The sequence below is a fragment of the Pseudomonas putida genome (assembly GCA_041879295.1).
Lineage (GTDB): Bacteria > Pseudomonadota > Gammaproteobacteria > Pseudomonadales > Pseudomonadaceae > Aquipseudomonas > Aquipseudomonas putida_Y.
The window spans coordinates 3600175-3623477 of sequence record CP047152.1 but is presented as its reverse complement, the minus strand read 5'-3'; the positions used below and the strand labels follow the sequence as shown (position 1 = coordinate 3623477).

The window sequence follows — 23303 nt, the reverse complement described above, 5'->3', positions numbered from 1 at the left end:
TCTGGCCTCTTTTCATGAAGAGGCCCCCGCTATGGACACCACTTTGCCGTCAGATGCGCAGGCCGCCATCGACGCTTTCCAGGACGGCATCATCGGCAGGCGCCTGCCACCCTGGTTGCGTCATGCACCTGCTGAGCAACTGCCTGATATCGGCAGGGCATTGGCAAACAGCCTTCGCTGCTGTGAGCAAGTGAACACGGTGCTGCGAGGTATCGAGGGCATCGACCGTTTCGTCGCATCAGCCCTGGGGAAGGCCCTCGACGAGCGTTACGGGCTTGGCCGTAACCCTTACTCGCTCAGGTTTCTGGAGGGCCGCCGGGAAGCTGTGATCAACAGTCAGCCGGTGGGCGCGCACCTGACGGCCGTGGTCTATGAAGAAAAGCCGCTGCTCGAAGTGGCATTGCGCAACTTCACGGCCGCCCAGGCGCAGGAAGGTGGCCAGCCGCGTGGTAACCGCCTGCTGCTTCCACGCCACGGCACGGTCAAACCCCCTACAAGCATCGAGTTTGCCGGACTGTGCCGTGAGCTGGACCTGGGTGAGTGCTATCAACGTCATCTGGATGCCATCCTCACGCCCGCTGGCAGTGCCGAGCGCCTGGTATCACAGCTTGTAGATGCCACGCGCTACACCATGCTTGCGGACGCCTACAAAGCCAGGCAGGAGGGAACGCTGGATGCCAGCGAACTCAATGTGATGGTGGCTGTGTGCGAGAAGGGTGAGCTGCCTCGCTTGGCGGGCGACCTTGTGCAGGCCAGGCAACTGAAGTTGCTGGGCTGCCAGATTGAGCAGGTGACTGTGTTCGTTGTGGTTGAGCAGGGCGTTTTGTTCAACACGACGCGTCGGGTGTTGCTTTACGTGCCTGGGGACCCTTTTTCGCCTTGGCGCGCGTTCGAGAGCCTCGACAAACTGAACCGCGAACTGGGCCGCCGCTTGCGAGACAAGGCCTATCAGCGTTTCTTCAGCCGCTTCGTGCTGCGGCGTGACAGCCAGGCTTTTTTTGCCCAGGTCGCGGAGCGCTTCGATGATCTGCCGAGCTGGGCTTTTCGCGATCTCGAACCGCGTTTGCAGGCTTACCCACAGCCGTTGTTCATCAGCCTGGCGCAGGCACGTATCCACCAGATCAAGGAAGATGCGGCGATGATCGCGGTCCCTGTGGCCAGGCTGGATCGTGAGGTTCAGCGCCAGCATGACCTGCGCCTTGCCGCCGAAGGATGGGCGCTGCTCAACCTGGCCAGTTTTTTTGTGCCTGGGGTTGGCCTGGCGCTGCTGGCCGTGACGGCCTGCGAACTGCTGGGCGAGGTCTACCATGGCGTCGAGGCCTGGCAGGAAGGCGATCGCCAGGAGGCGCTCGACCATTTGACCCATGTGGCGACAGACCTTGCCGTGCTGGCGACCACGGTCGCCGGGGTGGGTGTGGCTCGACGGGTTTGGGCACGCTCTGCGAAGGTCGATGCCATGGTGCCGGCTCGGCTGGAGGACGGCACTGAGAAACTCTGGCAACAAGACGTGACGCCGTTTCAAAGCCAGGCCCCCGTTGCCGCCTCAAGCCCGGACGCCTTGGGTATTCGGCGTCAGGACGGGCGGGCCTGGATCGAAATGGACGGGCATCACTATCGCGTGACCGAGGCAGGTGATGATCAATGGCAGTTGCATCCGGTCGACGGCCACGGGCCGTTGCTGCGCCACAATGGCGCAGGTGCCTGGCGGTTGTGGAGCGAGCAACCGGCTCGGTGGACTGACAGATACCGCATGTTCCGGCGTTTGGGTGAGCCCTTCAATGGGCTGAATGACGAACAGATTGATCAGGTTCTGCTGTTCCATGGCCTTGATGGCGACTATGTGCGGGGCTTGCATGTACACGCCCAGCCTCCGAGCCCCGGGATGATCGACAGTGTGGAGCGGGTCAGGCTTGATCAACGCATCCGCAGCATGATTGGCCGTCTGCGCAGCGGCGAGCCGGTAGAAGATGCAACAGTGCTCGATCACGCTCGGCGCTTGCCAGGCGCGAGTGGCCTGACAGGTCAGGCACTGGCCGCGCTGGCATGGACGCAACGCCGAACACTGCTGCAGCACCTTTTCGAAGCCTTGCAGCCCAGCGACACCCCTGGCAGCGCGGCGCTGCGTCGGGTGTTCCCGGGGCTGAGCGCGCGCACTGCGCAAGCACTGGTACAGACCGCCAGCAGCATTGATCGCACGCGGCTGCTGTCCAGCGGCAGGGTTGCATTGGGGCTGGCCGAGGCGGCAAGGGGCAGTGTGCTGGCGACACGCCAGGCTCGGGTATTTGAAGCGTTGTACCTTGATACTCCGCAGCAAGCAGACCTGGCACGGGTGGCCTTGGGCTTGCTGCGGTATCTACCCGGAGGCGACCAAGGTGTGTGCTGGCGTCTGTACGAAGGTAGCCTGGGCGGGCCGATGCTGGCGAAGACTGAGCAAGGGCCGCGGGCGTTCGATCTGGTACATCTGAACGGCAGGTTTCAACTGCATGGCAGCCAGGGCACGGCGCTGGGTGAGGCAGGTGAGTTGTTCGACGTCATGGCGCCAGCCTATACCGAAGGGCAACGGCAGGTGATGGGGATCGGCGATCCATTCGCGCACAACCTCAGGGTGATGTTGGCGCGCGAAGCAGCACGCCATCGTGATGAGATCAGTCGTTTGCTTGGCGCGGTACGCCCAGGTGCTGTCCGAGGGCCCATGCGCTTGGCCGATGGACGTATTGGCTACCCGCTGGGTGGTGGCGGAGTAGGTGGTTTCGCATCAAGGGGCAATGCCCTGAGGGCAACGCTGCGTGATCTCTTTCCGTGGTTGAGTGATGAGCAGGTCGAGACCTTCGCCGATGACGCCAGGCGTTCAGGGCATCAGATTGAACACGTACTGGCTGACCTTCGCAATGAGTTCGCCATCCTGCGCATGACACTGAATACCTGGGTGGCACGAGGGCAGGGCGATGTCAGGGAAGATCGAGAGGCTTTACGCCAGACGTTGTTCAATTGCTGGCGGCGGTCGGTGGGCGTGGGGGAACTGCAGATCAATGCACAGGAAAACCTCCATGTCATGTTCTGCAATTTCAGATCGAGCGGCTTGCCCAACATACCCGCACAGGTCAGCTTCAGAGGTGTGACCAGCCTGTCGCTGCTGCACCTTGACCTTCTGGAGGTGCCCAGCAGCCTGTTGCTGGCTTTCCCTAACCTGCAAACCCTCGATCTGGGTGGGAACCTGTTGACGCGCCTTCCGCAGCCGTTGCTGCAGATAGCGCAGCTGCGGCATCTGAGCCTGACCAACAACCGGATCGTCCTGAACATTACACAAACCGCCACACTGGCCAGTTGCACGAGCCTGCAGTCTCTCGACCTGTCCCACAACCCCCTGGGGAGCAGGTTCACGTTGGCGGGCTTGGCTGAGTTGCGTTGGCTGAACTTGCGCGGCACACAGATCTCGCAGTTTCCACTGGGCGTGTTCGACAACGCTCAGTTGGTATCCGTTGACTTGCGGGATAACCGGATCAGGCACATTCCAGAGGGTTTCTACCAGTTGCCCGTGTGGCAGCGGCGGCGGTTCCGCTTGAATGCGAACCCCTTGGGCGAGGCCCAGACGTTACGCTTGCAGGCTTCGTTGAGTAGCGTCGATCCGGCCCTCGACGAGGAGCAAGTGCTTCTGCGGCTGCAGCACGCGCGTGAAGTATGGGGGGATGCCGTGGCTCCGGAGCATCGCGGCTTGATGCTTGCTGCCTGGGACTCGCTGGATTCAGGGCAGGACGCCGAGCGTTTCTTCCGGGTGCTTCGCCAGTTGTTGCTGTCCGAAGACTTTCGTGTCAACGCGCGTGCACTGGGCAATCGGGTCATGGCGGTATTGCAAGCGATGGCCATTACGCCAGAGCTGCGGCAGAACTTGCTGTCAGTGGCCAATGATGAGTGGGGGTGCCAGGATGGTGCAACCTGGTGCTTGAGCAACCTTGAACTGAACCTGCTGGTTTGGCAGGTTGAGCACGCGGCTCAGGGAGAAAGCGAACGTGCTTTGCTAGACCTGGGCAGACGTTTATGGCGCCAGGATGCAGTCGACATGTTCGCTACCCGATGGGCGCTACAGCATGGCAGGACGCTGGAAGGAAGCGAGGTGGGGCTGGCTTTCAGGGTCGGGCTGAGGGAGCGTCTCGACTTGCCACTGCAGGTGGGAGAAATGAGCTTCCTTGCGATCTCAGGCGTCCTGGATGCGGACCTGGCAGAAGCAGAGGCTGCGGTGCGGGATGCGGAAACGCCGGAAGAGATTGCCCGCTCCATGGTTGACCGTGAATTCTGGCAGGCGCACCTGGAGCGTTCCCATCCTGAGCGATTCGCTGCGGTCGACCTGCCGTTCAGAAGGCAACTTGAAAGGGTGCTTGACGACGAAGCGCTGAGCGAAGGGGCCATGATCGACCAGGCGGATGCCATTCGTGATGCACAGCGCGCTGCACGCAGAGGGCTGATGCTGGATATGACGATTCAAGCGATGGAAGTTGGACCCAAGGGGCCATCGATCGATGTGCGTTGACATGCGCTCAGGGCAAGGGGGTGCCTGGCCCTGCCACAGCGGCTTTGGGCTATGCTCAATCAAGCTGACAGTGGTTTTACCAGCGCCGTAGTCTTGGCTTCAGGTGGCTCGGAAATCGACAGTTACTTTTGCACACCCCTTTCTGGAATGAAGTGGTTTAGGCTCCCTGTCGGATTTTTCTCCGTGATCTGTAGTCATTGGTATATCGAGACAATAAGGAGATACGCATGCTTGTCCGGTCACTGACCCTCGCAACCTTGCTTGCTGTTGCCGGCCCCCTGTTTGCCGCAGACAGTGATGCGCCTCTAGCCAAGGAACTGGGCAAGACCAGACCATTGGTGGTTATCGCTCCCAGCAGTGCCGACCCGACGTTGCGAGGGTTGAACAAGGCGCTCGAGGACCCGGCCACCCAGGCAGCGTTCAAGGAGCGCAACCTTGTCCTGTACAGCGTCGCCAACATGATGGGCAAGCGGGAGGACAAGAACCTCGAGCAGCAGACCACAATGGCCCTGATTCGGGAACTGAAGCTGGGTGCGAGCAAGGGTACCAAGGTGATTCTGGTGGGCAAGGACGGTGAGCGGCACATGCTCAAGGACGACGACAGCGGCGAGGCCATCGACCCGCAGGTGATCTTCAAGGCGGTCGATGAACTGCCCGCCAGTGAAAAGGCACTGGCGGCGCCCGAGCCCGTAGCGGCGACCCCGCAAGCCAAGGCCAAGGACAGCAAGCCGGCCAAGCCCGCAGCCCCGCCCAAACCGCTGGAAGACTAAATACGGCTCATGGCCCCAAGGCACCTTGGGGCCCGTTGCCGGGTGGTGTGTATCGCACTGTATCTGCCTGTGCTGCAGACCTACTGCCATACAAAAGCGCGCCTGGCACGATACATCCCCGACAAACCGCGACGGCCTAATGGCTCCACTTTCCAACCCAGTGGAGCTGCATCATGACTCAAGCAAAAAACACCCTCGGCTTGCTCGGCGCCGCCCTGATCGGCAGCATGGCATTGAGCAACAGTGCGTTCGCCGTCGAGCCGCTGGCCCAAGGTTACCAACTGGCTTCGGCCAAAGTGGCCGGCGAGGGCAAGTGCGGTGAAGGCAAGTGCGGCGGCAGCGGCAAGGCTTCCCAAAGCGAAGGCAAGTGCGGTGAGGGTAAATGCGGCGCCGGCGCCGGCGCCAAGGCCGGGGCTGAGGGCAAGTGTGGTGAAGGCAAGTGTGGCGACGCCTCGTTCGCCAAAACCGACAGCAATCACGATGGCAAGGTCTCGCGCGATGAGTTTTTGGCGGTGGCCAAGGACCGTGCCCGTGATTTCGACACGATCGACCGCAACCATGACGGTTTCATCTCCGAGCAGGAAGCGGCGGATCACCTCAAGGCGATTTATCAGGCCAATGGCAAGGCCATGCCTGATGGCTTGTTCAGCCACCTGACCGGCAAGCCCTGACTTTCTACCCCATGAAATGCCACAACGCTCCTCCTGCTGGCCAGGTGGGGCGTTGTGCCTGTTGGAGAGCTTTTATGTTTCCCGCAATGTTGAACATCGGGCTAGGCCTGCGTCGCGGCCTGTTGCCGGAACTGCTGGCCATGGAGGCGGGTGCAGTGGACTTTCTGGAGTGTGCGCCGGAAAACTGGATTGCCGTGGGCGGCGCCTACGGCAAGGGCCTGGCCCAGCTGGCGGAGCGCTTTCCTGTCACCTGTCATGGGTTGTCTTTATCGCTGGGTGGCAGCGCGCCGCTGGACCGCCATTTTCTTGAGCAGACCCGGCAGTTTCTCGACCGATACCAGGTGCGACTGTACAGCGAGCACCTGAGCTATTGCAGTGATGACGGGCACCTGTACGACCTGATGCCCATCCCGTTCACCGATGAAGCCGTACGCCATGTGGCCGGGCGCATACGCCAGGCTCAGGAGCAGCTGGAGCGGCGCATTGCCGTGGAGAACATCAGCTACTATGCCGCGCCGTATCAGGCGATGAGCGAACTCGACTTCATCCGGGCGGTGCTTGATGAAGCTGATTGTGACCTGCTGCTGGACGTCAACAACGTCTATGTCAACGCCTGCAACCATGGTTACGACGCCCGGCAATTTCTTGCAGGCCTACCCCAGGCGCGCGTGACCGGTATGCACGTTGCCGGGCATTACGATGAAGCGCCGGACCTCAAAGTGGATACCCACGGGGCCGCCGTGAAGGAAGATGTCTGGACGCTGTACGCCACCGCTTGTGCGCGTTTCGGCATACGGCCGACGGTGCTGGAGCGTGATTTCAACTACCCACCCTTGGCCGAACTGTTGGCCGAGACGGCGCGTATGCGTGCTGTGCAATGCGCTGCCGGAGGGCAAGCAGATGAATGAGACCTTGCGTGCGCAGCAGTATGCCTTGGCCCGTCACCTGCGCGACCCGCAGCGCCATGCCCCGCCGCCCGGCGTCGAGGCCCGCCGCCTGAGGGTTTACCGCGAATTGTTCTATGGCGCCATCGAAGGCTTGCTGGCTGGCAGCTTCCCGGTCATGCGCCAGGCGTTGGGCGAGCAGCGCTGGCATGCCCGAGTAGGTGATTTCTACGCCAGTTACCGTTGCCAGACGCCGTTGTTTACCGAAATTGCCGAAACGTTCGTCGACTACTTGCAAGGTGTGGCGCTGGACACCCCTTGGCAGCTGGAGCTGGCGCATTATGAGTGGGTCGAGGCGCAACTGTACCTGAGCGATGCCGAGGACCCGGCGCATGATCCAGGTGGAGACCTGCTGGATGGGCAGCCGTTGTTGTCTTGTGTGGCGCGCGTGTTGGCCTATCGTTGGCCGGTGGATCGCATTGGCGTGGACTACCAGCCAACGGCTACCCCGGCGTCGCCTACCTTGCTGCTGGTTTATCGCGATGCCCGGTTTCAGGTGCGCTTTGCCCGGTTGGCCCCTATGGCGTATCGGTTGCTGGCGGAGCAGGGGACTGGAAGAGAGCGGCTGCAGGCATTGGGCGGGGATGTGCAGCAAGGGTTGGCATTGTTGCAGGCATTGCGCGAGCAGGGTGTCATTGTCGGAACCGTTTGAAGGCATTGGGGGCTGCGCAGCAGCCCCCGGTCCTTATCTGCCGAACCGCGTGCCAAGCCAATGATCGAGGCTAAGGCGCCCGGCGCCCTTGAGTAGCAGTGGCAGCAACGCTATCAGGTAGATCAGCGGCAATTTGTAATTGCCGAAGCCCTGGTCGGTAATGGCATAGCCTTGGGCCAGCTCCGCCAGGCCCGACCAGTGCGCCGGCCAGTGCACTGCCGCTATCGCTACAACGGTCACCACCATCAAACCCAGCGATGCCAGCCTGGTCCCCAGGCCCAGCAACAGTAGCAACGGCAGCACCAACTCGGCCCACATCGACAGCTGCCAGTTCAGCTCTGCGGGCAGCAGGTTGAAGGGGAACGGGAAGCTGGACTGCAGGTCGGCGAACCAGTTGCTGCCGTTGAATTTCTCCAGGCCGGATTCGAAAAACTCCCAGGCCAGAAATACCCGTAATGGCAAGTCGGCGCTCCAGCTGCCGATGCGATCAACGGTGGTCAGGGTACGGGTCAAGGTCGTCATGTGCGGTGCTCTCTTCAGGCAAGGGCGCGGGTGCTGCGGCGTTGTTTACGGGCCACTTTGGCGGTGAGCTTGACGGCGATGGCGCTGAACATCAGGGCGAACGCCAGCGGGTACCAGCCCCCCATGGGAATGCGTTTGTAGAAGGACAGGCAGAACACCCCAGCCAGTACCCACATGCCGCTGCTGTGCAGCGCTTGCCAGGCACGGCCGCCCAACAGCCGCATGGGCGCCTTGAACGAGGTGGCGGTGAGCAGCAGCAAGAACAGGTAGCCGACCGTACCGGGCAGGCTGGACGTGAGCGTGCGGCCTGCCCAGAACAGTTCGGGGAACTGCTGGGCGTAGCGATAAATCAGCACGCCATGCACGGTGTGGGAGAACGCGAATGCCAACCCCAGGTAACGTCGCTCCTGAAGGATGCGGCGGCTTGAGGTGCCAGGCAGCAAGGTCACCAGCGACGAGGCCAGGAACGCCAGCAAGAACAGTGCGAACGAGCTGCGTGCGGTGGCACGAATGGCACTGCGCAAGCCGTCCGGGTCAGGTTGGCTGGCCAGGACCACGGCGCTCATCGCCAGGGTCAGGCCGGCAAGGGCGGCGAACAGCTTCCAGCCGGAGGGCAAGGTGAAGGCTTTCATGAGGGTCTCCCGGGGTGTGGTTGTGTGACCGGGAGTGTCTCGAGGCGGGGTATCTGCAGTGTGTCAGGGGGATGCAGTTGTGTATCTGTTTGTAGAGGCGACCTCGCTTTTTACAGGAGCGGCCCGATCGAGATCCAAGGCCGTTCCTGCCAACGATCGCAGATGCACTTCAGGTGAGTTCGATCTGCGCGCACAATCCGCCCTGTTCGCGGTTGCTCAATGTCAGCCGCCCCCCCATGGCCTGGATCAGCTGGTGGGCAATGGCCAGTCCCAAGCCGGTGCCACCCGTGCTGCGATTGCGTGAACCTTCCACCCGGTAGAACGGCTTGAGCACTTCATCCAGCTCGTCACCGGGTATCCCTGGCCCGTTGTCGAGCACGCGGATGATGGTGGTACTGCCCTCGCAGGACACATGCAGCTCGGCAGCACCTGCAAACTTCAGGGCGTTGTCGACCAGGTTCACCAGTACCCGACGCAGCGCATGCGGGCGGGTTTCCAGCAGGGTACCGCTGTTGCCGTGGCGTTCGACCTGGGCGCCGCTGTCCTGGTAGTCGAATACCAGGCTGTCGAGAAAGGCATCAAGGTTGACCCGGCATGTCGCTTCGGTGCTGCTGTCCATGCTGCGGGCATAAGCCACGCCTTCGCGCACCAGGTGTTCCATTTCATCCAGGTCGTTCCAGAACTTGTCCCTTTCGACCCCCTCATCCATCACTTCGACCCGCAACTTCATGCGAGTGATCGGTGTTTGCAGGTCGTGGGAAATGGCCGCCAGCAACTGCATGCGTTCCTTTAGGTGGGCAGCAATGCGCGCCTGCAGGGCGTTGAAGGCCACGGCAGCGTAACGCACCTCGCGTGGGCCGCTTTCATCCAGTTGCACGCCGGGCTGGTCCGGGTCGAGGTTGTCCACGGCCTGGGCCAGACGGGTTAACGGGCCGATGGCCAGGCGTACGGCCAGCCAAGTGCACAGCAACAGCACAGCGAGCTGAATCAGCAGCACCACAGGCAACCAACGGGCTACCGGGACCGGTGTTGGCGTTACGTCGATGGTCAGGGGCGCGCCGTCGGCCAGGTTCAGGTGTGCCTGGAAATGCGCATTGGGCCCAGGGATTTCCAGAAAGGTCAGGCGGTAGTCGCTGCCAATGGCCTTGACGATCGACGCGGCGGCCATCGGTGGGTCACTGCTCGGCATCGCTTCGCCGGCCAGGCCTTGGTCGAGGCGATAGCGATAGGTGCGCCGTTCCAGGCGCGGCAGCCAGGCGGCACGCTCGGCTGCGGGCAGGCGGTCAAGGATGGCAACCGAGGTCGCCACGTCCTGCTCGAGGTTGCTGAGCATCATCGAGCGGCTGCTGATATAGCGCTCGTAGGCCTGCAGGCCAAACGACAGACCATAGGCCAACACCAGGCCGGTGAAGAAGATCAGTGCCAGGCGCGAGGCCAGGGTGCGTGGCCATTTCATGAGGGGGACTCGAGCAGTTGCACCGGCAGCGAGAACACGTAGCCCTCGCTGCGCACGGTCTTGATGCAGCTGGGCTCGCGGGCATCGTCACTCAGGCGCTGGCGCAGGCGGCTGACCAGCAAGTCGATGGAGCGGTCGAAGATGTCGGCTTCGCGGCCCTGGGTCAGGTTAAGCAGCTGTTCACGGCTGAGCACCCGCTGCGGGTGGTCGAGGAACACCCGCAGCAGGCGGTATTCGGCGCCGCTCAGGGCCACCAGGGTGCCTTCGCTGTCGAGCAGGTGGCGCGCGGTGGTGTCCAGGCGCCATTGACCGAAACCCAGCAGGCGGCTGCTTTCACTGATGGTCAGGTTGGGTGGCAGCATGCGTGTGCGGCGCAGCACGGCGTTGATGCGGGCGAGCAGTTCGCGGGCCGAGAACGGTTTGGTCAGGTAGTCGTCGGCGCCCATTTCCAGGCCGATGATGCGGTCGGTTTCGTCATTGCGGGCGGTCAGCATCAGCACCGGCGTGTTGCGGTGCTTGCCGGCGCGCAGCTCGCGGCACAACAGCAGACCGTCGTCGCCGGGCATCATGATGTCGAGCACGATCAGGTCGACGCTGTTGGCTTCGAGAAAGGCGCGCATCTGCCGGCCATCGGCAACGATGCTGGTGCGCAGGCCGTTCTTCTTCAGGTAATTGCCGACCAGTTCGCGGATCTCGCGGTCGTCGTCGACGATCAGGATGTGATCGACGTGTTCCATGCGCTGGGTTCCTGTGCAAAGGGGGTTGGGCGCAGTGTACCGAGCGCGTTCGCCCTTGCCTGCGGGAGTTTGTATTGCAGTGTATCTGGCACGGGCAGAGATACAGCAGGAAGCACATCACAACGCTGGACGACACATGCGCGATACCTGGCAGGCGTGAAATGGCTCTCGACCGGGGAGCAACACTCCCCCCCAATTGTTACTCAGGAGAGATGCCATGAACGTCAAGACTATCGCCAGCGCCAGCCTGTTCGCCGTGCTCAGCTTCGGCGCCATCGCTGCCCAGGCCAGCACTGCCCCGATGCAGGATGGCGGGGTCATGCAGTACCGCTACGGTGAGCCTCTGGATGTGAAGAAAGTGCTGTCGGTTCAGGATGACCAGAGTAACGCCTGTGGCCTGGTGAATACCCGAATGGACTACCTTGACTCCCATGGCCAGCGGCAAAGCGTGCAGTACCGCACCTACGCCACGGGCGGTTGCCATGACAACTGATCGCCGCCGGATGCTCAAGGCAGGCGGTTTTGCGCTGGCGCTGACGGGTCTTGGATTGGCTGGGCACCTGAAGGCCCGCGACAGCTACGGCGCCATGCCGTCGCTGTCCGGCGCCAGCCAGTGGTTGAATTCGGCGCCGCTGGATGCCCCGGGGCTCAAGGGCAAAGTGGTGCTGGTGGACTTCTGGACCTGGGACTGCATCAACTGCCGGCGCAGCCTGCCGCATGTGAATGAGTGGGCGCGGCGCTATGCCGATCAAGGTCTGGTGGTGGTAGGAGTGCACACACCCGAGTACGACTACGAGCATGATGTCGGCACTTTGCGGAGCAAGGTTGCCCGGTTGGGTATCGGGTATCCGGTGGCGGTAGATAACGACTACAAGGTGTGGAATGCCTGGGGCAACCAGTTCTGGCCGGCGCATTACTTTGTCGACCGCAAGGGGCAGGTGCGCCATGTGCACTTTGGCGAGGGGGATTATGGCGGGCAGGAACAGGTGATACAGGCTTTGCTGGATGAAAAAGAGTGATTCTCCTTTACCGGCCACTTCGCGGGCATGCCCCACAGGGAGAGTGCAATCAGTAACGTTTGCGCAGTACCTGTGGGAGCGGGCGTGCCCGCGAAGAAGCCAACACTTTTCTATCAGGTGAAACTGGCAAAGTGTGCCTGCATTCGTGCCGCATCCGCCTGCCGCCCGCTGAACAGCTCGAATGCCTTCACCGCCTGGAACACCGCCATGTTGCTGCCATCCAGCGTGCGGCAGCCCAGTGCCCGGGCCGCGCGCAGCAGTTCGGTCTCCAGCGGGAAGTAGATGATCTCGGCCACCCACAGGCGGGCATGCAGCAATTCCACCGGCAGTGGCGTGCCCGGTAGCTTGGCCATGCCCACCGGCGTGGTGTTGACCAGCCCGTCCGCTTCGGCCAGGGCTGCGGCCAGGTCGGTGCCAAGCACGGCGCGCTCCGCGCCGAAATGGGCGTTCAGGTTGTCCACCAGCGCCTGCGCACGGGCTGAGTCCACTTCGAACAGCACCAGCCGCTCTACCCCTTCACCCAGCAGGGCATGGGCCACGGCCGAGCCAGCGCCACCGGCACCCATCTGTACCACCTGGCGCCGTGCCGCACCGGGAAGGCCACGGCGCAAGCCTTCGGCAAAGCCCAGGCAGTCTGTGTTGTGGCCGACTCGCTTGCCGTCCTTGAGCACCACGGTATTTACCGCGCCGATACCACGGGCCTCGTCGGACAGTTCGTCGAGCAACGGCAGGATCGCCTGCTTGAACGGGTAGGTAATGTTCAGCCCGGTGAAGCCGGTATGTTGCGCGGCTTCGAGCAGGCCGGGCAGGGCGCTGTCGTCCAGTTGCAGCTGGTCGGCGTCGATCAGCCGGTACAAGTAGCGCAGGGCCTGGGCGTCGCCTTCGTGTTCATGCAGGGCCGGCGTACGTGACAGTTGAATGCCGCGGCCGATCAGGCCGGCGAGGATGGCTTGCTGGCTCATGCCGTACGCTCCTGCAGCAACTCGGCGAAGTGGCTCAGCGCCATGCGGTAGCCGTGGCTGCCCAGGCCGCAGATGACACCGACGGCGATGGACGATACGAACGACAAGTGACGGAACGGCTCGCGTTTGTGCACATTGGACAGGTGCACCTCGATCACCGGCAGTTCGCTGGCCACCAGGGCATCGCGGATGGCCACCGAGGTGTGCGTCCAGGCGCCAGGGTTGATCACGATGCCGGCGCAGCGGCCACGGGCAGCGTGGATCCAGTCGATCAGTTCGCCTTCGTGGTTGGTTTGGCGAAACTCGATTTCCAGGCCGTGGGCGTGGGCAGTATCGGCACATCCCTGAGCCAGGTCAGCGAGGGTTTCGTGGCCGTACTGGGCAGGCTCGCGGGTGCCCAGCATGTTCAGGTTGGGGCCGTTGAGCACGAGAATAAGGGGCTTCATGACGGGCATCGCTTTGTTGTTGTTGAATGCACGTAGTTTTGTACTGACTGGTTAGTTCCGTCAATTGGACAAGATCGTCGCACCGGGAAAGTGGGCGATTATCGAACTTCTTGGGCGTTCACCGTCCTGTGCCCAGCAGCACAAGGCTGCGCCTGCAAAGCAACGCAGCGCGTCATTACAAAATTGTAATCTTGCCGCCACCGCCCCGATAACCGGCCCTTTCTACAGTCCCTCGCCAATGCTTCGCCGAGAGGACCTGTGTCGTGCCCATCCCCCGCAAGATCGCCTTGCTCTGTCTGTTGCTGGCCAGTGCCACCGGCGCCCAGGCCAGCCAGGCGCTGAGCCTGCCCCAGGCGCTTGCCGCCGCTTTCGCCCAGAACCCGGAGCTGGCTGCAGCCGGCCGTGAAATTGGCATTGCCGATGGCGAATGGCGCCAAGCCGGGCTGATCCCCAACCCGGAGCTGGCCTGGGAGGTCGAGGACACCCGTCGCGACACCACCACCACCACCGTCACCCTCAGCCAGCCGCTGGAACTGGGCGGAAAGCGTGGCGCACGTCTCGCCGTGGCGGAGGCCGGCCAGGCCATTGCCCTGCTCGACCTGGAGCGCCAGCGCAACGCCCTGCGGGCCGATGTGGTGCAGGCTTTCCACGCTGCCTTGCGTGCGCAGACCGCGCTGGAGCTGGCGCAGCAGTCGCAGGCATTGACTGAACGCGGCCTGCGGGTGGTGCAAGGGCGGGTTACGGCAGGCCAGTCATCACCGGTGGAGGCCACCCGTGCCCAGGTGCAACTGGCCCAGGCCCAGACCGAAGTGCGCCGCGCGAAAACCCAGCGCAGCGTGGCCTACCAGGCCTTGGCCCGGTTGACGGGCAGCCCGATGGCAAGCTTTGAACGGTTACAGGCGGCCAACCTTTCGCCAGGCATCGCGCCGGGTGCCGACACCTTGCTTGAACAGGTCGAACAGACCGTTGAATGGCGCCTGGCCGCTGCCCAGGTCGAGCGCGGCGATGCGTCCCTGGGTTCGGAAAAAGCCCAGCGTTTCCCCAACCTCACCGTCAGCCTTGGCAGCCAGTACAGCCGCGAAGACCGGGAGCGGGTGAACGTGGTTGGCCTGTCCATGCCGTTGCCGCTGTTCGACCGCAACCAGGGCAATGTCCTGGCGGCTGCGCGCCGTGCCGATCAGGCGCGCGACCTGCGCAATGCCGTGGAGCTGCGTCTGCGAAGTGAAACCCGCAGTGCCATCAGCCAGTGGGAGACGGCGATGCAGGACGTTGAAGCCTACGACCGCACCATCCTGCCGGCTGCGCAGCAGGCCGTGGACACCGCCACCCGCGGTTTTGAAATGGGCAAGTTCGCTTTTCTCGATGTACTCGACGCCCAGCGCACGCTGATCGAGGCTCGCGGGCTGTACCTCGAGGCGCTGGCCTCGGCGACCGACGCGCGTGCACACGTGGAGCGGATCTACGGCGATCTTGATGGCCTGAGCAACAAACCCGATAGCAGGAGCAACAATGACTAACCCACGCAAGCTAGCCCTTCTGGCCACTGCCGTTGCGGCCCTTGGCCTCGCTGGCCTGGCCTGGACCGGCACACTCGGCCAGGCGTCCAAGGCTCAAGCCCCCCATGACGACCATGGTCAAGACAGCCACGGCCACGCTGCAGAGCAGGCCGCCGCAGGCCCTGCAGAGGAGGGGCATGGCGAAGAAGAGGGCCAGTTGCACCTGTCTGTCGCGCAGATCGAATCGGCTGGCGTGCAACTGGCTGCCGCTGGCCCCCGTGAGTTGGGCACCGCCATCAGCTTCCCGGGTGAGATCCGCTTTGACGAGGACCGCACCGCACATGTGGTACCCCGCGTGCCGGGTGTGGTCGAAGCGGTGCAAGCCGAGTTGGGCCAGGCGGTCAGGCGCGGCCAGGTACTGGCGGTGATTGCCAGCCAGCAGATCTCCGACCTGCGCAGCGAACAGCAGGCCGCCCAGCGTCGTCTGGAATTGGCGCGGTTGACCTTTCAGCGGGAGCAACAGCTGTGGCAGGAGCGAATCAGCGCCGAGCAGGATTACCTGCAGGCGCGCCAGGCCCTGCAGGAGGCCGAGATCGCTCTGGCCAACGCTCGGCAGAAGGTCGCGGCGGTGGGCCCGGCCGGTGCCGGCAACCGCTATGAACTGCGCGCACCCTTCGATGCGGTCGTCGTGGAAAAGCACCTGACCGTGGGTGAGGTGGTCGACGCGACCAGCAACGCGTTCACCCTGTCCGACCTGAGCCGGGTGTGGGCCACCTTCGCCGTGGCCCCTCGTGACCTGGACAAGGTGGTGACCGGCCGCGATGTCAGGGTCAGTGCGCCGGACCTGGGCGCCGAGGTCCAGGGCAAGGTCAATTACGTCGGCAGCCTGCTCGGCGAGCAGAACCGCGCCGCCACTGTGCGCGCCACACTTGCCAATCCCAATGGCGCCTGGCGCCCCGGGCTGTTCGTCAACGTGGCTGTCAGCGTCGACCGCTTCGAGGCCGCCGTGGCGGTGCCGGAAAGCGCCCTGCAAACCTGGGAGGCGCAGACCGTGGTGTTTGCCCGCACTGCGGAAGGCTTCGAGGCGCGCCCGGTGAAGACTGGCCGCCGCGATGCTGGCCAGGTGGAAATCACCAGCGGCCTGGCCGCCGGTACTCAGGTTGCGGCCGCTGGCAGCTTTGTCCTCAAGTCGGAACTGGGCAAGGGCTCGGCCGAGCACAGCCACTGATCACGGGGACACCTGCATGTTCGAACGCCTGATTCAATTTGCCATCGAGCAGCGCCTGGTGGTGATGCTGGCCGTGGTCCTGATGGCCGCGGTGGGTATCCACAGCTACCAGAAACTGCCGATCGATGCTGTGCCGGACATCACTAACGTCCAGGTGCAGATCAACACCGCCGCCCCCGGCTATTCGCCGCTGGAGACCGAGCAGCGCATCACCTTTGCCATCGAAACCGCCATGGCCGGCCTGCCAGGGCTCAAGCAGACCCGCTCGCTGTCGCGCTCGGGCCTGTCGCAAGTCACGGTCATTTTCGATGATGGCACCGATATCTTCTTCGCCCGCCAACTGGTCAACGAGCGCCTGCAGGTGGCCCGCGAGCAATTGCCTGAGGGCATCGAGGCGAGCATGGGGCCGATCTCCACCGGCCTGGGGGAAATCTTCCTGTGGACGGTGGAAGCCCAGGAGGGGGCGCTCAAGGAAGACGGTACACCTTACACCCCAACCGACCTGCGGGTGATTCAGGACTGGATCATCAAGCCGCAGCTGCGCAATGTGCCGGGTGTGGCCGAGGTCAACAGCATCGGTGGCCATGCCAAGCAATACCTTATTGCACCAGAGCCCAAACGCCTGGCGGCCTACAAGCTCACCCTCAACGACCTGATTGCAGCGCTGGAGCGCAATAACGCCAACATTGGCGCTGGCTATATCGAGCGCAATGGCGAGCAGTTGCTGATTCGCGCGCCTGGCCAGGTGGCCTCGGCCGAAGACATTGCCAACATCGTTATTTCCAGCGTCGACGGCACGCCGATCCGCGTCAGCCATGTCGCCCAGGTTGGCCTTGGCCAAGAGCTGCGCTCGGGGGCAGCCACCGAAAACGGTCGGGAAGTCGTGCTGGGCACGGTGTTCATGCTGATTGGCGAGAACAGTCGCACGGTGTCGCAGGCGGTCGCTGCAAAACTGGTCGAGATCAATCGCAACCTGCCCAAGGGCGTAGTGGCAGTGACGGTGTACGACCGCACCCACCTGGTGGAGAAAGCGATCGCCACGGTGAAGAAGAACCTGATCGAAGGTGCAATCCTGGTGATTGCCGTGCTGTTCCTGTTCCTCGGCAACATCCGTGCTGCACTGATCACGGCCATGGTTATCCCGCTTTCGATGCTGTTCACCTTTACCGGCATGTTCAGCAACAAGGTCAGTGCCAACCTGATGAGCCTGGGCGCGCTGGACTTCGGCATCATCGTCGACGGCGCGGTGGTGATCGTGGAAAACGCCATCCGTCGCCTGGCCCATGCCCAGCTGCGCCACGGTCGCATGCTGACCCGCGCCGAACGGTTCCATGAGGTGTTTGCCGCCGCCCGCGAAGCACGCCGGCCGCTGATCTATGGGCAGTTGATCATCATGGTGGTGTACCTGCCGATCTTTGCCCTTACCGGGGTCGAGGGCAAGATGTTCCACCCCATGGCCTTCACCGTGGTCATGGCCCTGTTGGGTGCGATGGTCCTCTCGGTCACGTTCGTACCGGCGGCCATTGCCCTGTTCGTCACCGGCAAGGTCAAGGAGGAGGAAGGCCTGGTGATGCGTACGGCTCGTCAGCGCTATGCCCCGGTGCTGGCCTGGGTGCTGGGCCGGCGCAAACTGGCGTTTGCTGCTGCCGCCGCCCTGGTGCTGTTGTCCGGCGTGGTGGCCAGCCGCATGGGCAGCGAGTTCATCCCCAGCCTCAGCGAGGGTGACTTCGCCCTGCAGGCCCTGCGAGTGCCGGGCACCAGCCTGTCGCAGTCGGTGGACATGCAGCAGCGCCTGGAGCAGGCGATCATCGCCCAGGTGCCCGAGGTGGAGCGGGTGTTTGCCCGCACCGGCACTGCCGAGATTGCCTCCGACCCGATGCCACCGAACATTTCCGATGCCTACGTGATGCTGCGCCCGCGCGAACAATGGGTTGACCCGGGCAAGCCGCGGGATGAACTGATCGCCCAGGTGCAACGTGCCGCTGCCAGTGTACCGGGCAGCAACTATGAGCTGTCGCAGCCCATTCAGCTGCGCTTCAACGAGCTGATTTCCGGGGTGCGCAGCGATGTGGCGGTGAAGCTGTTCGGAGACGACATGGAGGTGCTCAATCGCACTGCCGCGCAGATCGCCACCAGCCTGCAAGGGGTGCCAGGCGCGTCCGAGGTGAAGGTGGAGCAGACCACGGGCTTGCCGGTACTGACCATCGACATCGACCGTGACAAGGCCGCCCGTCATGGCCTGAATGTGGGCGATGTGCAGGGCGCCATCGCCATTGCCGTGGGTGGCCGCACCGCCGGTACGCTGTATGAGGGCGACCGCCGCTTCGACATGGTCGTGCGCCTGTCGGAAACCTTGCGTACCGATGTCGACGGGCTGGCCAGCCTGCTGATTCCCGTACCGGCCAGTGCTGCTGAGGGGGCCGGGCAAATCGGTTTCATCCCGCTGTCGCAGGTAGCCACGCTGAACCTGCAACTGGGCCCGAATCAGGTGAGCCGCGAGGATGGCAAGCGTGTGGTGGTGGTCAGTGCCAACGTGCGTGGACGCGACCTGGGCTCGTTTGTGCAAGAGGCCGAGCAGGCCCTGATCGACCAGGTGCAGGTGCCACCGGGGTACTGGACGCGTTGGGGAGGCCAGTTCGAGCAGTTGCAGTCGGCGGCCGAGCGCTTGCAGGTGGTGGTACCGGTAGCCTTGCTGCTGGTCATGGCACTGTTGCTGATGATGTTCAACAACCTCAGGGACGGCCTGCTGGTGTTCACCGGCATCCCCTTTGCGCTGACCGGCGGGGTGCTGGCGCTGTGGTCGCGTGATATTCCGCTGTCCATTTCTGCCGGGGTCGGGTTCATTGCATTGTCGGGAGTGGCAGTGCTGAACGGGCTGGTGATGATTGCCTTTATCCGCGGGCTGCGCGAGGAAGGGCGCACGCTGCGGGCGGCGGTCGAGGAGGGTGCGCTGACCCGATTGCGGCCGGTACTGATGACGGCGCTGGTGGCCTCGCTGGGGTTCATTCCGATGGCCTTGGCCACCGGGACCGGTGCGGAGGTGCAACGGCCACTGGCAACGGTGGTGATTGGCGGGATCTTGTCCTCTACAGCGCTGACGTTGCTGGTGTTGCCGGCGTTGTATCAGTGGGCGTATCGGCGGGAAGAGCAGCAAGAAGGCTGAGCAGTCGGGGCTGCAAGGCAGCCCCGGAAATTTCAGACGGTGTTTCGGGTTCCGGCCCGCACACCGTCCATGCTCATGTCCTCATGCAAAGAAATCCGCGAAGTTTCCGGCAACGCCAAGCCGCCCACCAACGCCACCAGCGCAATCACCACCAGGTAGAACGCCGGTGCCAGGCTGCTGCCGGTTTGGCCGATGAGCCAGGTTGCCACCAGCGGCGCAGTGCCGCCAAATAGCGTGTAGGCCACGTTGTAGGTAATCGCCGAAGCGGTATAGCGGGTACGTGTAGGGAAACTTTCCGACAGCAATGCTGCGGTAACCACGCCACTGCACAGTGCCCCCACCGCTAGCAGGATCACCCCCAGCAACGCACCCGACATCGAGCCAGAGCTGGCCAGCCAGTACGCCGGGAACACGCTAAGCATCATCCACAGGCAGGTAAAACCGATGGTCTTGCGCCGCCCCACCCGGTCCGAAAATGCACCGGCCAGCGGGCAGCCCACGGCGGCGAACAGCAGGGCCACGGTGGTCACCAGCAGTGACTGCGCGCGGGTCAGGTTGCCGACCAGTTGCAGGTAGGTGGCGAAGTAGGTGGTGAACATGTAGAACGACAACGCGGTCAGCGAAATGAACGCCCCCAGGTTGCGGATGACCCGGCCATGGTGGCGCAGGGTTTCCTTCAGCGGTGAATGCTCGTGCTCCTTGCCTTGGGCGACGGCTTCGCGGAACGCCGGGGTTTCCTCCATGCGCCAGCGCAGGTACAGGCCGACCAGGCCCAGCGGTGCGGCAATCAGGAACGGAATGCGCCAGCCCCAGGCATTCATCGCCTCGGTCGACAGGCTGGCCTCCAGGCCATAAGCGATCACCGCTGCGCAGGCAAAGGCGGAAAAGGTCGACACAGGTACGAAGCTGCCATAAAAGGCGCGCTTGTCGTCAGGCGCGTGCTCCATCAGGTAGGCGCAGGCCCCGGCATATTCGCCACCGGCAGAAAACCCCTGCAGGCAGCGGGCCAGGGTCAGCAGCGCCGGGGCTGCCAGGCCGATGCTGGCATAGGTCGGCAGCAGGCCGATCAACGTGGTGGAGCCGGCCATCAGCAGGATGGTCAGCGACAGGATGCGCTTGCGACCCAGTCGGTCGCCCAAGGCACCGAAGACGATGCCGCCCAAGGGGCGCAGGGCGAAGGCCACGGCGAACACCGCGAAGGTTTTGAGCAAGGCCACGCTGGCGTCTTCGCTGGCAAAGAACTGGCTGGCGATCAGCGTGGCGAGAAAGCCGTACACGGCGAAGTCGAACCATTCGACGAAGTTGCCGATGGCCGAAGCGGCTATCACCCTGCGCAGGGTGGCGGGGGATACCTCATGATGTGCGGACATGCGGGAGCTCTCCGGTTTCCTTTGGCAGCCATGATGAAAGTGGCGCGGTAGGGCCGCGCCATCGTTATTGTGCTTGCCAGTAGATAGCCGGGCGCTGCAAGGCGCTTTGTCGAGGGCGACCTCGGTATACCTGATTCAACCGATGCAGCAGGTTACAGCCGGAGTGCCTCAAAAGGCCTGTCAGGCCGCACGCTCAAGCACATCCAGCAAATCGACAAATTCCAGGGCCAGTTTATGCCGTGGCGCCAAATGCACCAATGGCACCGAGGCATGGTGCGATTCACGCATCTTGATCGAACTGCTCAGGTACACCGGCAGCACCGGCAGGCCTTCGCTGCGCAGTTGATCGACCAGGGTCTGGTGCAGTGCGGTGCGGCCGGCGAACTGATTGACCACCACACCTTCCACCTGCAGCGCGGGGTTGTGGTCCTGGCGCAGTTCTTCGACCTCGGCCATGACACTGTGCAGGGCCTGGCGCGAGAAACTGTCGCAGTCGAACGGAATCAACAGACGCTCGGCCGCCACCAGCGCGCTGAAGGTGTAGAAGTTCAGTGCGGGCGGGGTGTCGATGTAGATCCGCTCGTAGTCCTCGCCCAGCGCCACCAGCAACTTGCGCAGCTTGTTGATCTTGAACTTGCTCTCCAGCTTGCTTTGCAGGTCGCTGAGGTCAGGGCTGGCGGTGACCAGGTGCAGGTTGCTGTAGCGGGTTTCGGTGATTACCACGCGGTGCTTCTTGCCGGCGGCAGTAACCGGCGACAAGGTCTGGCGGAAGAAGTCGGCGATGCCGGCAGGAATGGTGTCGTTGGCCAGCCCGGTCAGGTAGAAGGTGGCATTGGCCTGTGGGTCGAGGTCGACCAGCAAGGTTCGGTAGCCCTCGGCGGCACTGGCTGCGGCGAGGTTGCAGGCAATGCTGGATTTGCCAACGCCACCTTTCTGATTGAAAACCACACGACGCATGAGACGCTCATCCATGAAGTGAAAATGTCAGGTCGGGGTCAATCCTATGACTGGAACGCTGCAGTTTTATGACAGGAATTGTTACAGGGCAGCGATGCATCGTTGCCTGTATCGGCATTTTCACGGGCGAGCCCGTTCCATGGTGACAACACAAGGCGTTCAGGCAAAAGCGACCCGGTTGCGCCCCTCTTGCTTGGCCCGGTAAAGCGCCCGGTCAGCCTCGCCCAATGCGTTCATGGGCTCGCCGTGCGTCTCGCCATCCCAGTGCGTCACCCCCAGCGAAATTGTCACTGCCCCCACCGGTTCCACCGGCATATCCTGTACGGTCACACGCAACCGTTCGGCCACTGCGGCGGCCACATTCAGGGTTGCCCCAGGCAGCAATATCAAGAACTCCTCGCCGCCGGTGCGACACAACAGGTCGCCCTCGCGGCAACAACGGCGCATGAGCTCCGCCAGCTGGCGCAGCACCTGGTCGCCCACTTCGTGTCCATGGCTGTCATTTATCCGCTTGAAATGGTCGATATCCAGCGCAATGGCAGCAAACTCCTGGTTTTCAGCTTCCAGTAACGAAAGGCTGAATTCCAGGCTGCGGCGGTTGCCCAGGCCGGTCAGCGGGTCGGTCTGGGCGTCCCGATTGAGCCGGCCGATGCGTTCTTGCAGCAAGTTCAGGCTGAACAGCAATGCGCGCTTGAGCTCTGCCGCCTCGAAGTACCAGGCCCGCACCTGATGCAAGCGTTCGGCGGTACCGGCGCGGTCCATCGTGCGGGCACTCGCGGCCAGTTTCCACAGCGGCCGGGCGATGGTACGGGCCAACCACCACAGCAGCAGGCTGCCAACCAGCGCCAAAGGCGCCGAACTGGCGATCACGTTCAGCACCAGATGGTTCAGCGGCGTCACCGTCTGCGCCAAAGGCTGCTGCGCTACCACGCCCCAGCCGGCGCTGGGTACAGTGGCGAAACCGGCGAGCATTTCCACGCCTAGGCTATTGGTCAACTGCCGGGTACCGCTGTCCAGTGTCGCCAGCTGGTCAACTAGCGCATTGCCCTCCACCACCGTGCCTACCCGTTCGCTATTGGGGTGGTACAGCAGGCGTCGGTTGCGGTCGACCACATACAGGTACGAACCGTCCTTGTAGAAATGCTCGCCCAGCAGGCTGTTGAGGATGTTGTGTTCACGCAGGTACAGGCTGCCACCCACATACCCCAGGTAGCGGCCGTTGTTGTCGAAAATAGGTTGCGAAAGCACCACCACCAGGTTGTCGGCCGCCGACAGGTAGGGCGTGGAAACCAGTGGACGGCGTTCGTGCAGGGCTTCCTGAGCGCCGGGCGACTGCACGTGGGTGCCGATCAGGTGGCGTAGCGGGGCGGGGGATACTGCCAGCAGTACCCCGTTGGCATCGATCACGAAGGTGGAGTTGAAGGCCATGCTCTGGCCCAGTACGCGGTCAGTCTCTACCTGCAGCGCTGCGGTGTCGCTCAACTGTCGGCTTTGTACACCGGCGCTGAACATCAGTTGCTGCAAGGCGCTGCCAATGAAGGTTTCGGTGATGCTGGCCAGCTTTCTCGCATACACCCGGTTGGCTTCCAGGGCATTGTCGATCAGTAGCTGGCGCTGCACCCGGTAGCTGGCGAAATAGCTGGCGCACAGCATGACCACTGCGGTCAGGGCGCAGAGCACCAGAATGAGTGTACGTAGATCCAGGCGCAATCCGTGCTTGGTGTGTGGCAATCCTGACCTCGGGTGATCGTAA

Annotated in this window: 19 protein-coding genes; 10 read left to right on the top strand and 9 right to left on the bottom strand. The window is 63.2% G+C overall.

Annotation, left to right across the window (positions count from 1 at the left end; all coding sequences use genetic code 11):
* Positions 1–31 precede the first annotated feature (31 nt).
* From GST84_16670 to GST84_16650, 5 genes are all read left to right on the top strand, one after another.
* The gene (locus GST84_16670) at positions 32–4525 is read left to right on the top strand and encodes a hypothetical protein (protein ID XGB13877.1); all 4494 of its coding nucleotides are present in this window, start codon (positions 32–34) and stop codon (positions 4523–4525) included.
* Between the two features lie 227 nt (positions 4526–4752).
* Complete coding sequence (locus GST84_16665) at positions 4753–5295, top strand: DUF4174 domain-containing protein (protein ID XGB13876.1); 543 nt, start codon at positions 4753–4755, stop codon at positions 5293–5295.
* 173 nt (positions 5296–5468) lie between these two features.
* Positions 5469–5966: an EF-hand domain-containing protein gene (locus GST84_16660; protein XGB13875.1), complete on the top strand. Its 498-nt coding sequence runs from the start codon at positions 5469–5471 to the stop codon at positions 5964–5966.
* A 74-nt stretch (positions 5967–6040) separates the two neighbouring features.
* Positions 6041–6874, top strand: coding sequence for a DUF692 family protein (locus GST84_16655; protein ID XGB13874.1), 834 nt, complete (start codon positions 6041–6043; stop codon positions 6872–6874).
* Complete coding sequence (locus GST84_16650) at positions 6867–7562, top strand: DUF2063 domain-containing protein (protein XGB13873.1); 696 nt, start codon at positions 6867–6869, stop codon at positions 7560–7562. Before GST84_16655 ends, GST84_16650 begins: the two co-directional genes overlap by 8 nt.
* A 33-nt stretch (positions 7563–7595) precedes the next feature.
* Here GST84_16650 and GST84_16645 read toward each other — a convergent pair whose 3' ends face one another.
* The 4 genes from GST84_16645 to GST84_16630 all read right to left on the bottom strand — a co-directional run bounded on the left by GST84_16645 (position 7596) and on the right by GST84_16630 (position 10909).
* Positions 7596–8084: a DoxX family membrane protein gene (locus GST84_16645; protein XGB13872.1), complete on the bottom strand. Its 489-nt coding sequence runs from the start codon at positions 8082–8084 to the stop codon at positions 7596–7598.
* A gap of 14 nt (positions 8085–8098) precedes the next feature.
* Positions 8099–8716 carry a hypothetical protein gene (locus GST84_16640; protein ID XGB13871.1) on the bottom strand — a complete coding sequence of 206 codons (618 nt, stop codon included), beginning with the start codon at positions 8714–8716 and terminating at the stop codon, positions 8099–8101.
* Between the two features lie 169 nt (positions 8717–8885).
* Positions 8886–10172 carry a two-component sensor histidine kinase gene (locus tag GST84_16635; GenBank protein ID XGB13870.1) on the bottom strand — a complete coding sequence of 429 codons (1287 nt, stop codon included), beginning with the start codon at positions 10170–10172 and terminating at the stop codon, positions 8886–8888.
* Positions 10169–10909 carry a response regulator gene (locus GST84_16630; GenBank protein ID XGB13869.1) on the bottom strand — a complete coding sequence of 247 codons (741 nt, stop codon included), beginning with the start codon at positions 10907–10909 and terminating at the stop codon, positions 10169–10171. The genes GST84_16635 and GST84_16630 overlap by 4 nt, the downstream gene beginning before the upstream one ends.
* Positions 10910–11126: 217 nt before the next feature.
* Between GST84_16630 and GST84_16625 the strand changes: the two genes are divergently transcribed.
* Both GST84_16625 and GST84_16620 read left to right on the top strand, forming a co-directional pair.
* Positions 11127–11402 carry a DUF2790 domain-containing protein gene (locus GST84_16625; GenBank protein XGB13868.1) on the top strand — a complete coding sequence of 92 codons (276 nt, stop codon included), beginning with the start codon at positions 11127–11129 and terminating at the stop codon, positions 11400–11402.
* Positions 11403–11412: 10 nt separating this feature from the next.
* On the top strand, positions 11413–11928 hold the full coding sequence (locus tag GST84_16620) for a redoxin domain-containing protein (GenBank protein XGB15790.1): 516 nt from the start codon (positions 11413–11415) through the stop codon (positions 11926–11928).
* 113 nt (positions 11929–12041) lie between these two features.
* On the opposite strand, the gene GST84_16615 is transcribed toward GST84_16620, so the two are convergent.
* Together GST84_16615 and aroQ are read right to left on the bottom strand one after the other, a co-directional pair.
* Positions 12042–12890 (bottom strand): shikimate dehydrogenase, encoded by an 849-nt coding sequence (locus GST84_16615; protein ID XGB13867.1) that lies wholly within the window; start codon positions 12888–12890, stop codon positions 12042–12044.
* The gene (aroQ, locus tag GST84_16610) at positions 12887–13336 is read right to left on the bottom strand and encodes a type II 3-dehydroquinate dehydratase (GenBank protein ID XGB13866.1); all 450 of its coding nucleotides are present in this window, start codon (positions 13334–13336) and stop codon (positions 12887–12889) included. The genes GST84_16615 and aroQ overlap by 4 nt, the downstream gene beginning before the upstream one ends.
* Positions 13337–13599: 263 nt before the next feature.
* On the opposite strand from aroQ, the gene GST84_16605 reads away from it, so the two are divergent.
* The 3 genes from GST84_16605 to GST84_16595 are packed head-to-tail and all read left to right on the top strand — an operon-like array spanning position 13600 to position 19223.
* Positions 13600–14853, top strand: a complete 1254-nt coding sequence (locus GST84_16605) for a TolC family protein (GenBank protein ID XGB13865.1) — start codon at positions 13600–13602, stop codon at positions 14851–14853.
* Positions 14846–16060, top strand: coding sequence for an efflux RND transporter periplasmic adaptor subunit (locus GST84_16600; GenBank protein XGB13864.1), 1215 nt, complete (start codon positions 14846–14848; stop codon positions 16058–16060). Before GST84_16605 ends, GST84_16600 begins: the two co-directional genes overlap by 8 nt.
* Positions 16061–16076: 16 nt before the next feature.
* Entirely contained in the window at positions 16077–19223 is a 3147-nt protein-coding gene (locus GST84_16595) for a CusA/CzcA family heavy metal efflux RND transporter (GenBank protein XGB13863.1), read from the top strand.
* A 32-nt stretch (positions 19224–19255) separates the two neighbouring features.
* On the opposite strand, the gene GST84_16590 is transcribed toward GST84_16595, so the two are convergent.
* From GST84_16590 to GST84_16580, 3 genes are all read right to left on the bottom strand, one after another.
* Positions 19256–20593 (bottom strand): MFS transporter, encoded by a 1338-nt coding sequence (locus GST84_16590; GenBank protein ID XGB13862.1) that lies wholly within the window; start codon positions 20591–20593, stop codon positions 19256–19258.
* 180 nt (positions 20594–20773) lie between these two features.
* The gene (locus tag GST84_16585) at positions 20774–21550 is read right to left on the bottom strand and encodes an AAA family ATPase (protein ID XGB13861.1); all 777 of its coding nucleotides are present in this window, start codon (positions 21548–21550) and stop codon (positions 20774–20776) included.
* Positions 21551–21709: 159 nt separating this feature from the next.
* A complete protein-coding gene (locus tag GST84_16580) occupies positions 21710–23281 on the bottom strand; it encodes a diguanylate cyclase (GenBank protein XGB13860.1) in 1572 nt (523 codons plus the stop codon).
* Between the last annotated feature and the right edge of the window lie 22 nt (positions 23282–23303).